The sequence below is a fragment of the Rhizobacter sp. Root1238 genome (genome assembly GCF_001425825.1).
In the GTDB taxonomy this organism is placed as follows: domain Bacteria; phylum Pseudomonadota; class Gammaproteobacteria; order Burkholderiales; family Burkholderiaceae_C; genus Rhizobacter.
On sequence record NZ_LMDM01000003.1, the window covers coordinates 129,288 to 143,326 of the forward strand.

The 14,039-nt window shown below is 72.4% G+C and carries 15 protein-coding genes; 5 read left to right on the top strand and 10 right to left on the bottom strand.

Annotation, left to right across the window (positions count from 1 at the left end; genetic code table 11):
- The first annotated feature begins 10 nt into the window (after window positions 1–10).
- Entirely contained in the window at window positions 11–433 is a 423-nt protein-coding gene (locus ASC98_RS04465) for a universal stress protein (RefSeq protein ID WP_056806084.1), read from the top strand.
- Here ASC98_RS04465 and ASC98_RS04470 read toward each other — a convergent pair.
- The gene (locus ASC98_RS04470) at window positions 423–3,101 is read right to left on the bottom strand and encodes a bifunctional acetate--CoA ligase family protein/GNAT family N-acetyltransferase (RefSeq protein WP_056819677.1); all 2,679 of its coding nucleotides are present in this window, start codon (window positions 3,099–3,101) and stop codon (window positions 423–425) included. The two genes, ASC98_RS04465 and ASC98_RS04470, sit on opposite strands and share 11 nt — an antisense overlap.
- Before the next feature lie 27 nt (window positions 3,102–3,128).
- Window positions 3,129–3,479 carry an alcohol dehydrogenase catalytic domain-containing protein gene (locus ASC98_RS32260; RefSeq protein WP_056806089.1) on the bottom strand — a complete coding sequence of 117 codons (351 nt, stop codon included), beginning with the start codon at window positions 3,477–3,479 and terminating at the stop codon, window positions 3,129–3,131.
- 106 nt (window positions 3,480–3,585) lie between these two features.
- On the opposite strand from ASC98_RS32260, the gene ASC98_RS04480 reads away from it, so the two are divergent.
- The 3 genes from ASC98_RS04480 to ASC98_RS04490 all read left to right on the top strand — a co-directional run bounded on the left by ASC98_RS04480 (window position 3,586) and on the right by ASC98_RS04490 (window position 6,357).
- A complete protein-coding gene (locus tag ASC98_RS04480; protein WP_235581167.1) occupies window positions 3,586–3,963 on the top strand; it encodes a high-potential iron-sulfur protein in 378 nt (125 codons plus the stop codon).
- A gap of 2 nt (window positions 3,964–3,965) precedes the next feature.
- A complete protein-coding gene (locus ASC98_RS04485; RefSeq protein ID WP_056806095.1) occupies window positions 3,966–5,798 on the top strand; it encodes a long-chain fatty acid--CoA ligase in 1,833 nt (610 codons plus the stop codon).
- A 91-nt stretch (window positions 5,799–5,889) separates the two neighbouring features.
- Entirely contained in the window at window positions 5,890–6,357 is a 468-nt protein-coding gene (locus tag ASC98_RS04490) for a universal stress protein (RefSeq protein ID WP_056806098.1), read from the top strand.
- A gap of 34 nt (window positions 6,358–6,391) precedes the next feature.
- On the opposite strand, the gene ASC98_RS04495 is transcribed toward ASC98_RS04490, so the two are convergent.
- The 3 genes from ASC98_RS04495 to hemN are packed head-to-tail and all read right to left on the bottom strand — an operon-like array spanning window position 6,392 to window position 10,156.
- Window positions 6,392–7,984, bottom strand: coding sequence for an oleate hydratase (locus ASC98_RS04495; RefSeq protein ID WP_082552751.1), 1,593 nt, complete (start codon window positions 7,982–7,984; stop codon window positions 6,392–6,394).
- A gap of 13 nt (window positions 7,985–7,997) precedes the next feature.
- Window positions 7,998–8,726: a sulfite exporter TauE/SafE family protein gene (locus ASC98_RS04500; RefSeq protein ID WP_056806341.1), complete on the bottom strand. Its 729-nt coding sequence runs from the start codon at window positions 8,724–8,726 to the stop codon at window positions 7,998–8,000.
- A 5-nt stretch (window positions 8,727–8,731) separates the two neighbouring features.
- Window positions 8,732–10,156, bottom strand: coding sequence for an oxygen-independent coproporphyrinogen III oxidase (hemN, locus tag ASC98_RS04505; protein ID WP_056806345.1), 1,425 nt, complete (start codon window positions 10,154–10,156; stop codon window positions 8,732–8,734).
- A gap of 83 nt (window positions 10,157–10,239) precedes the next feature.
- On the opposite strand from hemN, the gene ASC98_RS04510 reads away from it, so the two are divergent.
- Entirely contained in the window at window positions 10,240–10,953 is a 714-nt protein-coding gene (locus ASC98_RS04510; protein WP_162249347.1) for a helix-turn-helix domain-containing protein, read from the top strand.
- A 45-nt stretch (window positions 10,954–10,998) separates the two neighbouring features.
- On the opposite strand, the gene ASC98_RS04515 is transcribed toward ASC98_RS04510, so the two are convergent.
- From ASC98_RS04515 to ASC98_RS04535, 5 genes are read right to left on the bottom strand one after another with little or no spacing between them, the layout of a single operon-like run.
- A complete protein-coding gene (locus tag ASC98_RS04515) occupies window positions 10,999–11,229 on the bottom strand; it encodes a hypothetical protein (RefSeq protein ID WP_157598245.1) in 231 nt (76 codons plus the stop codon).
- 9 nt (window positions 11,230–11,238) lie between these two features.
- Window positions 11,239–11,475, bottom strand: coding sequence for a hypothetical protein (locus ASC98_RS04520; protein WP_056806104.1), 237 nt, complete (start codon window positions 11,473–11,475; stop codon window positions 11,239–11,241).
- Window positions 11,476–11,492: 17 nt separating this feature from the next.
- Window positions 11,493–12,953: a cytochrome c oxidase accessory protein CcoG gene (gene ccoG / locus ASC98_RS04525; RefSeq protein WP_157598243.1), complete on the bottom strand. Its 1,461-nt coding sequence runs from the start codon at window positions 12,951–12,953 to the stop codon at window positions 11,493–11,495.
- A 4-nt stretch (window positions 12,954–12,957) separates the two neighbouring features.
- Window positions 12,958–13,869 carry a cytochrome-c oxidase, cbb3-type subunit III gene (gene ccoP / locus ASC98_RS04530; RefSeq protein ID WP_056806108.1) on the bottom strand — a complete coding sequence of 304 codons (912 nt, stop codon included), beginning with the start codon at window positions 13,867–13,869 and terminating at the stop codon, window positions 12,958–12,960.
- Window positions 13,866–14,030, bottom strand: a complete 165-nt coding sequence (locus ASC98_RS04535; RefSeq protein ID WP_056806111.1) for a cbb3-type cytochrome c oxidase subunit 3 — start codon at window positions 14,028–14,030, stop codon at window positions 13,866–13,868. The genes ccoP and ASC98_RS04535 overlap by 4 nt, the downstream gene beginning before the upstream one ends.
- Between the last annotated feature and the right edge of the window lie 9 nt (window positions 14,031–14,039).

Sequence of the window (14,039 nt, forward strand, 5' to 3'; positions counted from 1 at the left end):
GAGAGAGACCATGAAGATCCTGCTGGCCGTCGACGGCAGCGCCTGCACGAAGCAGATGCTGGCCTACCTGGCCGCCCACGACGAATTCCTCGGCGCGGGCCACGACTACACCGTGCTCACCGTCACGATGCCGGTGCCCGCCCATGCCAAGGGCTTCTTCGACCGAGAGACGGTCGCGAACTACTACCGCGCCGAAGCCGAGGACGTGCTGAAACCGGTGCGTGCCTTCGTCGCGCAGCAGAAGTGGAACGCCAGCTTCGTCGACAAGATCGGCCATGCGCCGACCGTGATCGGCGAGCTGGCCGACAGCGGCCGCTTCGACCTGGTCGTGATGGGCTCGCACGGGCACTCCAGCTTCGGCTCGATGGTGCTCGGGTCGGTGACGACCCGCGTGCTGAGCCAGTGCAAGACGCCGGTGCTCGTCATCCGCTGACCGGCGGCGCCTGCAGCGGCAGCACCAGCCGCAGCGCGTCGCCGTCGCCGCCTCGCTGCTCGAAGCCGAGGCGCTGCATGAAGGCGCGCATCGCCAGGTTGTCGTGCAGCACCAGCCCCACCAGGCGCTGCGTGCCCTGCGCGGCCTGGTAGGCGATCAGCTTGCCCATCAGCAACCGGCCCAGGCCGCGGCCCTGCAGGTCGCTGCGCACGACGACGGCGAACTCGGCCTCCTGGTTGTCCGGATCGACCGCGGCCCGCGCGACGCCCAGCGTCTCGCTCGTGCCGTCGGCGCTCGTGCGCACCGCGACGAACGCCATCTCGCGGGCGTAGTCGATCTGCGTCAGCCGCGCAAGCTCGCTGTGCGCCAGCTCGCGCCGCACATTGAAGAAGCGGAAGCGCAGGTCGTCCGGGCTCAGCTGTTCGACGAAGCGGCGGTGCGCCGGCTCGTCTTCCGGGCGGACCGGCCGCAGCGTCAGCGCCTCGCCCTGCCACGGCAGCGTCTCGACCAGGGCATCGGGGTAGGGCCGGATCGCGAAACGCGCCGCGCCGGCGACCGGTTCGCGGCCCAGGCGGATGCGGGCGTCCAGCGCCAGCACGCCGGAGCCGTCGGCCCACAGCGGGTTGATGTCGAGCTCGGCCAGTTCCGGCAGGTCGGCCAGCATCTGCGACACCGCGATCAGCACGTCGCCCACGGCGTCGAGCCGCGCGGCAGGGTGGTCGCGGTAGCCCGCCAGCAGGCGCGACACCGCGGTGCGCGACACCAGCTCGCGCGCGAGCGCCCGGTTCAGCGGCGGCAGCCCGATCGCCCGGTCGGCCAGCACCTCGACCGCGGTGCCGCCGTGGCCCAGCATCAGCACCGGGCCGAAGCTCGGGTCGATGCTCGCGCCGACGATCAGTTCCTGCGCCATCGGCCGGCTCGCCATCGCCTGCACGTTGAAGCCGCCGACGCGGGCCTGCGGGCGCTCCCGGCGCACCGTGTCGAGCATGCGGGCCGCGCCCGCGCGCAGCGATGCCTCGTCGGCCAGGCCGAGCGCGACGCCGCCGACGTCGGACTTGTGCGTGATGTCGGGCGACGCGATCTTCAGTGCCACCGGGTAGCCGATGCGGCCGGCCGCTTCGGCGGCGGCGTCGGCGTCCGCATCGACGCGCAGCGTCCGCACCACCGGGATGCCGTAGGCCGCGAGCACCGCCTTCGCTTCGTGCTCCTGCAGCAGCTCGCGGCCGTCGGCCCGCACCGCGTCGAACACCCGGCGCGCCGCGGCGAGGTCGGGTGCGGCGTTGCCGCTGGCGGTCGGCGTCTCCAGCAGCGTCGCTTGGTTGTGCCGGTAGCAACGCAGCATCGAGAACGCGTTGACCGCTTCTTCCGGCGTCGCGTAGTCGGCCACGCCGGCCTCGGCAAACAGGGCGCGCGCCTCGGCCACCGCGCCGTCGCCGAGCCAGCAGGCCATCAGGCGGCCGGTGGCCTCCCGGGCCAGCGGCAGCAGCGAGCGCGCGATGTCGGCGCTCGGCACGATCGCGGTCGGCGCATGCATGAACAGCACCGCGCCGGCCTGCGGCTCGGCCAGCACCGCCTGCAGCGCGTCGACATAGCGCTGCACCGGCGCGTCGCCGATGATGTCGACCGGGTTGCCGTGCGACCAGGCGGCCGGCAGCACCGCATCGAGCCGGGCCTGCAGCGCGGGCGTCGGCTCGGCCAGCGTCACGCCGCGGCGCGCGGCCGCATCGGCGGCCAGCACGCCGGCACCGCCGCCGTTGGTGACGAGCGTCAGGCGGTCGTCGCGGTTCGCACCGAAGCGCGCCAGCGTCTGCGCCGCGACGAAGAGGTCCTGCAGCGTGTCGACGCGCAGCATGCCGGCGCGGCGGATCGCCGCATCGAACACGATGTCGGAACCGGCCAGCGCGCCGGTGTGCGACGCCGCCGCGCGCAGGCCGTTGCCGGCGCGGCCGGCCTTCACGACGATGACCGGCTTGTTGCGCGCCGCCGCGCGCGCGGCCGACATGAACTTGCGCACGCTGCTGGGGGATCCGCCGATCGATTCGATGTACAGCAGGATCGCGCGCGTGTGCCCGTCGCTCGCCAGGTGGTCGAGCAGGTCGCCGAAATCGACATCCGCATGCTCGCCGAGCGACACCAGGTGCGAGAAGCCGATGCGGCGCGCACGGGACCAGTCGAGCACCGCGGTGACCAGCGCGCCCGACTGCGAGACGAAGGCCAGGTTGCCGGGCAGCGCGTCGGTGTGCGCGAAGCTCGCGTTCAGCCCGAGGCGCGGCGTCAGCAGCCCGAGGCAGTTCGGGCCGAGGAGGCGCAGCATGTGCGGCCGCGCGGCCTCGAGCACCGCCTGCTTCTGCGCGTCGGTGAGCCCGGCGGTCATCACGATCGCCGCGCGCGTGCCGAGCCGGCCGAACCGGTCGACCAGGTCGGCCAGCGTCTCGGGCGGCGTGCACAGCACCGCCAGGTCGGGCGGCGCCGGCAACTGGTCGGGGCGTGCGAAGACCGGCTGCCCGTCGAGCGTGCGCAAGCGCAGGTTCAGCGCGTGCAGCGGGCCGCGGAAGCCGGCCCGCAGGTTGCGCCAGACGGTGGCGCCGACGCTGGTGGGGCGGTCGGAGGCCCCGGCGACGGCGACCGATCGGGGTTCCAGCAGGCGGTCGAGGTGGCGGATGCTCATTCGTCAGTGTGACATCGACAGGCGCCATCACGGCGCGCTCGCAGGCTCGTGGTCGAGCGGCTGCATTGACGCACCGCAAGATCGCCTCGACGAGCGGAGCGGACAGTGCGACGACTTGTCAGGGAACCACCGATGAACGATGCCGATCCGGCGATGACGGGGCCCGAGGGCCTGAGCGATGCTGAAGCCGCCGCGCGCTTGCGGCAGGCGCGGCTTGACCGGCCAGTCGCCGCTGGCGGCATGCAGGTCGGTGTGGCACACGCCCGAGGCCTCGACCTTGACGAGGACCTGTCCGGGCGGCACGTCCGGCACCGGCACCTGTTCGATCTCGAGGGGCTGGCCGAATGCATGGACGACGGCGGCTTTCATCTGCGGCATGGCGCTTCTCCTGAAGGGGAACGCCACGATAGGCAGCATGCCGCGGGGGATGCTTGACGTGGCGCAAGCCGCGGCACGGGCCCGCACCGAAGAATCGAGCCATCCGATGAACCCTCGAGAGGACGACGGCATGGACCTGGATGGGAACTGCACGCGGCGCCGCTTCATCCGGCTCGTGCCGGCCGGGGCGGTGCTGCTCGCGCCGCTGGCGCCGGCGAAGCCGAAGCCGGCGCCGCCGCCGGACCCGTCGACCTACCCGCACCTGGACGAGCGCGACCCGCATGCGAAGGCGGTCGGCTACGTCGAGGACGCGACGCGCGTGGACCGCAAGGCCTACCCGAAGTTCAGGGCCGGCAGCACCTGCGACAACTGCGCGCTGTACCGCGTGGCGGCGCAACCCTGGTCGGAGTGCACGCTGTTCCCGCGCAAGCGGGTGGCGGCCGCGGGCTGGTGCGATGCCTACGTGCGGCGCGCGGCGGCATGACAATGCTCCGGATGACCCTTCCCGATCCGATCCTGTCCCGCGCCCGCACGCTGACCGAACTCTTCGAGGCGCGCGTGCAGCGCAGCCCCGAAGGCACCGCGTACCGCCGCTTCGATGCCGCGGCCGGCCGCTGGGGCGCGCTCAGCTGGCGTGAAGCCGCGGCCGCGGTGCAGCGCTGGACCTTCGCGCTCGCGGCGCTGCAGCTGCCGGCCGGCGCCCGCGTCGGGCTGCTGCTGCCCAATGGCGTCGACGCGGTCTGGGCCGACCTGTCGACGATGGCCGCCGGCTGCGTGCCGGTGCCGATGCATGCGCTCGACAACCCGGCGAGCATCGCCTGGATCCTCGGCGACAGCGAGGCGGCCGTGCTGATGGTGCAGGAGGCCGCGCAATGGGAGGCGATCCGCGCCACCGGCGTCGCGCTGCCGGCGCTGCGCTGCGTCGTCGTGGTGGGCGCGGCGGCGTCGGTGCCGGCGGGAGAGGGCGGCGCCGTTCCGGTGGTCGCCGCGGGCGACTGGCTCGCCGCCGGTGCCGGCGCGGCCGGGCAGGCGAGCGCCGCACCGCGCCCCGAGGACCTCGCCGCGATCGTCTACACCTCCGGCACCACCGGCAAGCCCAAGGGCGTGATGCTCACGCATGCCAACGTGGTCGCCAACGTGATGGCGGTGCTGGCGCACGTCGCGCCGGGGCCGGACGACGTCTTCCTGTCGTTCCTGCCGCTGTCGCACACGTTCGAGCGCACCGCCGGCTACTACCTGCCGATCGCCGCCGGCAGCAGCGTCGCGCATGCGCGCTCGGTCGCGCTGCTGGCCGAGGACCTGCGCACCGTGCGCCCGACGGTGCTGATCTCGGTGCCGCGCATCTACGAGCGCGTGCGCGCGCAGCTCGATGCGCGGCTGGCCGGTTCGCGCGCGAAGCGCTGGCTGTTCGACGCGGCACAGGCCGTCGGCTGGCGGCGCTTCTGCCGGCAGCAGGGCCTGCCCTGCGCGGCCAGCCCGTGGGCGGCGGCCGAGATGCTGGTGGCGCCGCTGCTCGATGCGCTGGCCGGCCGGCCGCTGCGGGCGAGCTTCGGCGGCCGGCTGCGGGTGGCGGTGAGCGGCGGCGCGCCACTCGCGCCGGCGCTCGCGCGCTGCTTCCTCGGCCTCGGGGTGCCGGTGCTGCAGGGCTACGGCATGACCGAGACCTCGCCGGTGGTCGCCGCCAACACGCTGGAGTACAACGACCCGGCCACCGTCGGCACCGCGCTGCAGGGCGTCGAGCTGCGCCTGGGCGAGAACCGCGAGCTGCAGGTGCGCGGCCCGAACGTGATGGCGGGTTACTGGAAGCGGCCGCAGGACAGTGCGCGTGCGTTCACCGACGACGGCTGGCTGCGCACCGGCGACCAGGCGTCGATCGATGGCGGCCGCGTGCGCATCCTCGGGCGCATCAAGGAGATCATCGTCACGTCAACCGGCGAGAAGATCGCGCCGGCCGACCTGGAGCTTGCGATCGCGGCCGATCCGCTGTTCAGCCAGGTCTTCGTGCTCGGCGAGAACCGGCCGTTCATCGCGGCGGTGGCGGTGCTCGACCGCACGCAGTGGCAGGCGTTGGCGCAATCGCTCGGCGTCGATCCGGCGCAGCCCGCGAGCCTGAACCTGCCGGCGGTGCAGCAGGCCGCGCTGCAGCGCATCGCGCGGCAGGCCGCCGCGTTCCCGCGCTACGGCGTGCCGCGTGCGGTGTGGGTGAGCCTGGACCCGTGGACGGTCGAGAACAGCCTGATGACGCCGACGCTGAAGCTCAAGCGCCACAACCTGCTGGCGCGCTTCGAGGCCGAGATCGACGGGCTGTACCGGCGCTGACGGCGGCCGCTGATCTGGATCAAGCCCGCGCGGCCGCGGGGTTCCCACACTGTCGCGGTGGCAGGTCGCCACGCCACCCGGGAAACCCATCATGTACCAACGCATTCTCGTGCCGATCGACGGCAGCGCCACCTCGATGCTCGGCCTGGACGAGGCCATCCGCCTGGCCAGGCTGACCGGTGGCCAGATCCGCCTGCTGAACCTGGTCGAGGACCCGACGCTGAGCGCCGGCTACGCGAGCTTTGCGGCCTATTCCGGCGAGGTGCTGCCGGTGCTGCGCCAGGCCGGCGAGGAGATCCTCGAGAAGGGGCGCGCCGTCGCGCTCGCCGCCGGCATCGCCGTCGACTCGCAGCTGTTCGAGGGCCTGGCCACGCGCCTGGCCGACGCGGTCGAGCAGGAAACGCGCCGCTGGGGGGCCGACCTGGTCGTGCTCGGCACGCACGGTCGCCGCGGCGCGAGCCGCTTCTTCCTCGGCAGCGATGCGGAGCAGGTGCTGCGCTCGTCGCCGGTGCCGGTGCTGCTGGTGCGCACGCCCGAAGCCGCCACGACGACTGCGTGAGCGTGTTGGTCGGCTGAGCCCGGCCGGCGGCGCGTCAGCCCACCAGCGTCTTCATCGCCGCCAGCGCGACCGCCGGGTCGGCGATCGCGTGGTACACGGCGGGGATCGGCCGTTCGATGCCGAGCAGGCCGTACACCGCATGCATCGCGCTGCGCACCGAATACTCGACGGTGAACACCACGTCCTCCGGGATCTCGACGTACTGGCCGAGCAGCGCGTAGTTCAGCGCGCCGCGCGGCACCACCTCCGGCCGGTCGCCGGCGCCGCGGCACGCGAACTCGCTGGTGATGTACGGCATCATCACCGGGATCGCGGTGCTGGTGGCCAGCAGCTGGTCGAGGATGTCGGTGAAGCCGAGGTGGCGCACCAGCTCCTCGAGGATCTCCCGGCCGGTGCAGTCGGCCATCGGCTTGTCGATGTAGTTGCCCGGCTTGTCGACGAACAGCCCGTAGCCCCACACCGTCCAGACGCCGTCCGGCTGGTTCGCGAAGTGCGGGGCGTGCGGCACGACGATCGACATCAGCCAGTTCGACGCCTTGAAGGTCATCAGCCCACCGGTGCCCGGCGCATTGCCGGAGAACTGGCGGATGCGCTCGATCAGTGCCGGGTTGCGCAGCGTCAGCGTGAACGACAGCCACTTGCTGAGGTCCACGTCGCCGCAGAAGGCCTGCGGGCGGCCGAAGCCCGGCGCCTTGTGCGCGAGCCGCTTCCACAGTGTCCACGCGCCTTCGAGCGGCTCGCGCACCAGCGTGGCCGCGCGGTCGTGGCCGCCGCGGCTCGCGTCGGCCGTCATCGAGCCGAGCGTCAGGAACACCTTGTCGTCGCGGGCGAGGTCGATCGCGAACGGCCGGCCGGCGCGCTCGCCATGCAGCCTCTCGATGCGCCGTCCGCCGCCCTCCTCGGCGAAATCGGCGTCCAGCACGCGGCTTGCGAGCTCGAACACCACGCCGTGCTGCGCGAGCCATTCCTGCATCGGCCGCACCACCGAGTCGTACTGGTTCAACGGCGTGCGGCGCACGCCGCCGAGCGTGTGGATGCGCGGGAATTCCTGCAGGAAGCGCAGCATGTAGCGGCGCAGCTCGACCGCGCTGTGCCAGTTCTGGAACGCGAAGGTGGTGCGCCACAGGGCCCAGAAGTTCGTCTCGAAGAAGTGCGGCGCGAACCAGTCGTCGATGCGGCGCGTGCCGAGCAGCCGTTCGGGCGTGACCAGCAGGCGCACCAGGTCGAGCCGGTCGTGCAGGTCGAAGCCGAGCGCGCTCGCGTCGAGGATGCGGTGCTCGCCGTCGATCAGCCGGGCTCCCGCGTCGGTGAGCACCTCGGCGTTGAAGGCCCACACCGCGTCCTTCACGCTGCGCGAGCGGTCGCCGGCGGCCGGCACGCTCGCGAGCACGTCCCACAGGCACACGTAGGCCTCCTCGGTCCACATGCGCCCGCCGCGGGTCAGGAAGCCGCCGATCGCATCGCCGCTGCCGTCGAGCGCGCCGCCGACGACCGGCAGCTCCTCGAGGATGCGGATGTCGCGGCCGCGCCAGCCGGCATCGCGGATCAGCAGGACGGCGGCGGACATTGCGGCGATGCCGCTGCCGACGAAGAAGGCGCGGGGAGAGGAGGGAAGGGGCATGGTCATGTCGAAAGGAGGATCAGGAGGTGGTACAGAAGAGCGCCGCGTCCGGCCACAGCCCGCGGCCGAGCGACCAGCCCGAGCCGAGCACCAGGCACAGGCCGGCGAGGCGGATGCCCCAGGCGAGCGCTTGCCGGTCGAGCCGGGTCCACAGCAGCGGAGCGCCCCACAGCGCGAGCGACGACGCGACGGCGAAGGCCGCCATCACGCCGGCGCCGGCCAGCGCGCCGTCGGCCAGCGCCGCGAGCACCAGCGCCGACTGCAGCAGCCCGCACGGCCACGCGACCCACAGGCTGCCGGCGGCACCGGCCTTCAGCGGCCCGGCCACCACCTGCCAGCCACCGGCGCGCGGCGCCTGCGCCGTCGCCGTCGCCGTTGCCGTTGCCGTTGCCGTTGCCGGTACCCGGCCGAGCTGCGCGAGCCAGCGCGGCTGCCGCCCGCTGGCCAGCAGCCACAGCCCGAGCGCGACGCCGGCGACGTGCAGCAGCGCCCACAGCGGGCGCAGGGCCGGCGTCGCCTGGGCCATCCAGCCGAGGGCCGAGACGCTGGAGGCGACCACGGCGCCGGCCAGCGCATAGCCGAGCAGGCGTCCGCCGTGGAAGGCAGCGGCGGCCCGCAGCGTGCGACCGCCCGCGCTGCCGCCGCAGGCGCGCACGACGGCGGCGCTGCTCGCGCCGCACATCGCCGCGCAATGCACCGAGCCGGCCAGGCCGAGCAGTGCGGCACCGGTGAACAGCGCAGTGCTCATCGTCGTCACAGCACGCGCGAGAAGCGCGCGCCGGTCGACGTGGTGCGGCCGCCTTCGCGCATCCGTGCGCGGGCGGCCTGCAGGTGGCGGTCGAACACCATCGCGATCGCACGCACCAGCAGCCAGCCGCGCGGGGTGACCCGCACGGTCGCGCCGTTCTCGATCTCGACCAGGCCGTCGGCGACGAAGACCTGCAGCGACGCGAGCTCGGGTGCGAAATACGCCTTGCCGTCGACCTGGTGCGACAGGCCGAGCGCCGCCAGGTCGACGCTGCCCTGGCACATCAGCGCCATGATCACGTCGCGGCGCAGCAGGTCGTCGGCATCGAGCGCGAGGCCGCGCACGACCGGGAAGCGGCGCTGCGCGAGCGCCTCGTAGTACTCCGGCAGCGTCTTCGCGTTCTGGCTGTAGCTGGCCCCCATGCGGCCGATCGCCGAGACGCCGAGGGCGACCAGGTCGCAATCGGGCTGCGTGCTGTAGCCCTGGAAGTTGCGGTGCAGCCGGCCGGCGCGGCGCGCGCGGGCGAGCGCGTCGCCGGGCAGCGCGAAGTGGTCCATGCCGATGTCTTCATAGCCGGCGGCGAGGAAACCGTGGATCGCGCCGCGCAGCATCGCGACGCGGTCGGCGCCGCCGGGCAGCTCGGCGGTGACGATGCGCCGCTGCGGCTTGAAGCGTTCCGGCAGGTGCGCATAGCCGTACAGCGCGACGCGGTCGGGCCGCAGCTCGGCGACCCGCGCGACGGTCTCGGCCATGCTCTGCGGCGTCTGTTTCGGCAGGCCATAGATCAGGTCGACGTTGATCGACTCGTAGCCCTGCACGCGCGCGGCGGCGACCAGCACGCGCACGTCCTCGAAGGGCTGGACGCGGTGCACCGCCTGCTGCACGTCGGGCTGGATGTCCTGCACGCCGAAGCTGATGCGGTTGAAGCCGAGGGTGCGGACGTGCGCCAGCCGTGCCGGCGTGACGGTGCGCGGGTCGACCTCGATCGAGATCTCGGCGTCGGGCAGCAGCCGGAAGGCGGCGCGCAGCGTCGACATCAGCCGCGTGAGTTCGGCATCGTTCAGGAAGGTCGGCGAGCCGCCGCCCAGGTGCAGCTGCGACACCGGCAGCCCGGTGCCGAGCGCGGTGACGTGCAGGTCGATCTCGACGGCGAGGGCGTCCAGGTATTCGACGGCGCGCTCGTGGTGGCGCGTGATCACCTTGTTGCAGGCGCAGTAGTAGCAGACCGATTCGCAGAACGGGATGTGCACGTAGAGCGACAGCGGGGCGCCGCTGGCGCCGCGCGCGAGCAGCGTGCGCTGGTACGCCGGCGCATCGAACGCCTCGCCGAAGCGGTCGGCCGTCGGGTACGAGGTGTAGCGCGGACCGGGCACGTCGAAGCGGCGCAGCAGGTCGTCGTCGAGCGGAAGGGAGGAGGTTGCAGAGGCCATGGCCGCACTGTCGCGCGGCGCGTGCCGCGGCGGTTTGCGCTGGATCAATCGGCGCCCGCGAGCGGCCTCCCACAATGGCTTCGATGAACCATTCCCCAGCATTGCCCGCCGAACCCGACTGCGCGCTGTGCGAGCGGCGCCACCTGTGCCTGCCGGTCGTGCGCGACGACCTCGTGTCGGCGGTGGCCGGCAGCGTGCGCCGGGTGGCGGCCGGCGACACGCTGTTCCAGCAGGACGAGGGCTTCGTCTCGCTGTATGCGGTGCGCAGCGGCAGCTTCAAGACCAGCGTCGGCACGCCGCCGCGCAACGGCCGCGTGACCGGCTTTGCCTTGCCGGGCGACCTGCTCGGGCTGGATGCGATCGATGCCGGGCTGCACCGCTGCCAGGGGATCGCGTTGCAGGATTCCGAGGTCTGCGAGCTGCCGTACGACCAGGTCGAGCAGGCGCTGGCGGCGTCGGGGGTGCTGCAGCGGCGCTTCCACCAGCTGATGAGCCGCGAGATCGTGCGCGACCATGCGCTGATGCGGCTGCTCGGCCAGCGCCAGGCGGGCGCGCGCATTGCGGCCTTCCTGCTCGGGCTGTCGGAGCGGGCGCAGGAGCGCGGGCAGTCGGCCGCCGAACTGCGCCTGCCGATGAGCCGCGAGGACATCGGCAGCCACCTGGGCCTGCGCATCGAAACCGTCAGCCACGTGCTGACACGGCTGCGCGCGTCGGGCTGCCTGCGGGTGCGCCTGCGCGAGATCGACATCGTCGACATGCCGGGCCTGCGTTCCGTGGCCGAGGGGCACGCTGCCTGAGTCGTGCGCGTGCGGATGCCGCTCCGCGAACCGTCGATCTGCTCGCTAGGGAGCGTCGCTCTCCAACAGCGCCGTCAGCGCCGACGACGTCGCGATGGTGCCCCAGAAGATCAGGAAGGTGACGCTGTAGATCGCGCGCGGCGACCAGCCGATCAGCGGGCCGCCGAACCACTGGAATTCATTCGGGTCGACCACCACGAAGACCAGCGCCTCCAGCACGCCCGCCATCATGAAGGCCGGCCACAGGATCGTGATGAAGCGGGTGCTGCGGATCATGGCGGCCGCTCAGGGTGCCGGCGTCGCGGCATGGTTGCGCGCCTGCTGCGCCGGCGCGGCCGCCGTCTTGGCCGCCGCGACGCGCGCCGCGGCGCTCGCCGGCTCGTCCAGCACCGGGTCGACGTGCGTCCAGGCCAGCACCATCGTCACGATGCCGGCCACCACCACGGCGGCCGGTCCGCTGATCACCAGCCACACCATCCTGTAGCGCCACCACGGCGGCGCGAGCGTCACGGTCGGGGTCATGCGTGTCTCCTTGTCGTTCAGCGTGGGACCATGAAGGTCGATTTCTCGTGCACCTCGGCGGCAGCGCCTTCGCCGCCCAGCCGCTCGATCTCGAACCGCATCGGGTGCGCGCCCGGACCGATCGCGGCCGCGCGCTGCGGCGGCAGCTGCACCCGCACCGCGAACCAGCGGGCTTCGGTGGGGCCCACCTCGACCTCCGGGGGGCTCGCGATCGTCGCCTGCTCGATGCCGCTCACGCGCACGCGGTAGCGTTGTGCCGATTCGGTCGCGTTCATCACCTGCAGGCGGTAGACGTTCTCGACGCGACCGTCCTCCACCTGGCGGGCCAGCGTGCCGCGGTCGCGCACCACGTCGACCTTGAACGGCTGGCGCAACGCGATGCTCGCGACGAAGCCGGCCGAGATCGCGACCATCACCGCACCGTAGACCAGCACGCGCGGACGCAGCACGCGGCGCAGCATCTGCGCCTGCGTCCAGCCGCCGGCCATGCCGTTCTCGGTCGCGTAGCGGATCAGCCCGCGCGGGTAGTTCATCTTGTCCATCACGCCGTTGCACACGTCGATGCAGGCCGCGCAGCCGATGCACTCGTACTGCAGCCCGTTGCGGATGTCGATGCCGGTCGGGCAGACCTGCACGCACAGCGTGCAGTCGATGCAGTCGCCCTTGCCGAGCGCCTTCGCGTCGGCGCTGCGCGGGCGCGAGCCACGCGGCTCGCCGCGCTTCTCGTCGTAGCCGATCACCAGCGTGTCGCGGTCGAACATCGCGCTCTGGAAGCGCGCGTACGGGCACATGTACTTGCACACCTGCTCGCGCATGTAGCCGGCGTTGCCGTAGGTCGCGAAGCCGTAGAACAGCACCCAGAACCATTCCCACGGGCCGAAGCCGAGCTGCAGCGCCTCGCCGGCGAGCACGCGGATCGGCGTGAAGTAGCCGACGAAGCTGAAGCCGGTCCACAGCCCGATCGCGATCCAGGCGGCCTGCTTGCCGCCCTTGCGCAGCAGCTTGTTCGCCGACCACGGCGCGGCGTCGAGCTTCATGCGCGCGATGCGGTCGCCTTCGAGATGGCGCTCGACCCACAGGAAGATCTCGGTGTAGACCGTCTGCGGGCACGCATAGCCGCACCACAGCCGGCCGGCCACCGCGGTGAACAGGAACAGCGCATAGGCGCTGAGCACCAGCAGTCCCGTCAGGTAGATGAAGTCCTGCGGGTACAGCACCAGGCCGAAGATGTAGAAGCGCCGCGCTTCCAGGTCGAACAGCAGCGCCTGGCGACCGTTCCAGGTCAGCCACGGCAGCCCGTAGAAGACCAGCTGCGTGGCCCACACCAGCACCCAGCGCCAGGCCGCGAACAGGCCGTGCACCGCGCGCGGGTAGATCTTCGCCTCGCTCGCGTACAGCGAGACGGTGGCCGCCGCGTCGGCGGCGACCGGCTTGATCGGGATCACCCGCTTCGTGTCGCGCCCGTTCATCTCGGCCATCGGGTCAGGGCGTCGCCGCCGGGCCGCGGTTCGACAGGCTCCACACGTACGACGCCAGCACGTGGATCTGCGCCTTGCCGAGCCGGTCCTTCTGCGCCGGCATCACGTTCAGCTTGCCGTTGTTGATCATCGCGGTGATGGCCTCTTCGCCCCAGCCGTGCAGCCAGATCCTGTCGGCCAGGTTGGGCGCACCGAGCGCCTGGTTGCCCTTGCCGTCGATGCCGTGGCAGGCGGCGCAGGCCATGAAGCGCGGCTTGCCGAACTGCGCGGTCGGGTCGTGCGCGCTGCCCGACAGGCTCAGCACGTACTGCGCGACCTCGTGGATCTCCTGCGGGCCGCCGATCGCCGCGGCCATCGGCGGCATCATGCCCTGGCGTCCCTCGGTGATCGTCTCCTCGATCTTCTCGGGCGTGCCGCCGTGCAGCCAGTCGCCGTCGGTCAGGTTCGGGAAGCCCTTGCTGCCGCGCGCGTCCGAGCCGTGGCAGGCGGCGCAGTGGTTGATGAACAGCCGCTCGCCGATCGCCATCGCCTGCGGCTCGGCCGCCAGCTTGTCGGCCGGCATCGTGGCGAAGCGCTCGTACAGCGGCGCCATCTCGGCCTGCGCGGCGCGCTGCTCGGCGTCGTACTGGCCGAGGCTGGTCCAGCCCAGGCTGCCGGCGGCGCTGCCGAAGCCGGGGTACAGGAACAGGTAGGCCAGCGAGAAGACCACCGTGAGCACGAACATCACCACCCACCACATCGGCAGCGGGTTGTTCATCTCGCGCAGGTCCTCGTCCCACACATGGCCGGTGCTGTTGTCGGCGGCCATCACCTCGCGGCGGCTCGCGATGAACAGCAGCACCAGGCAGGCCAGCAGGCCCAGCAGCGTCACCGCGCCGATGGTGATCGACCAGCCCTGGCTGAAGAAGTCGCTCATCGCGCATCTCCTTCGCCGCGTGCATTCTCGTCGCCGAACGGCAGGCGTGCCGCTTCGTCGAACCGCGACTGGTTGCGCCGCGACCAGGCCCAGGCGGCAATGCCCAGGAACACCAGCATCGACAGCACCGTCACGCCACTTCTGAGGTCGTTGACATCCATGGGGTCCAT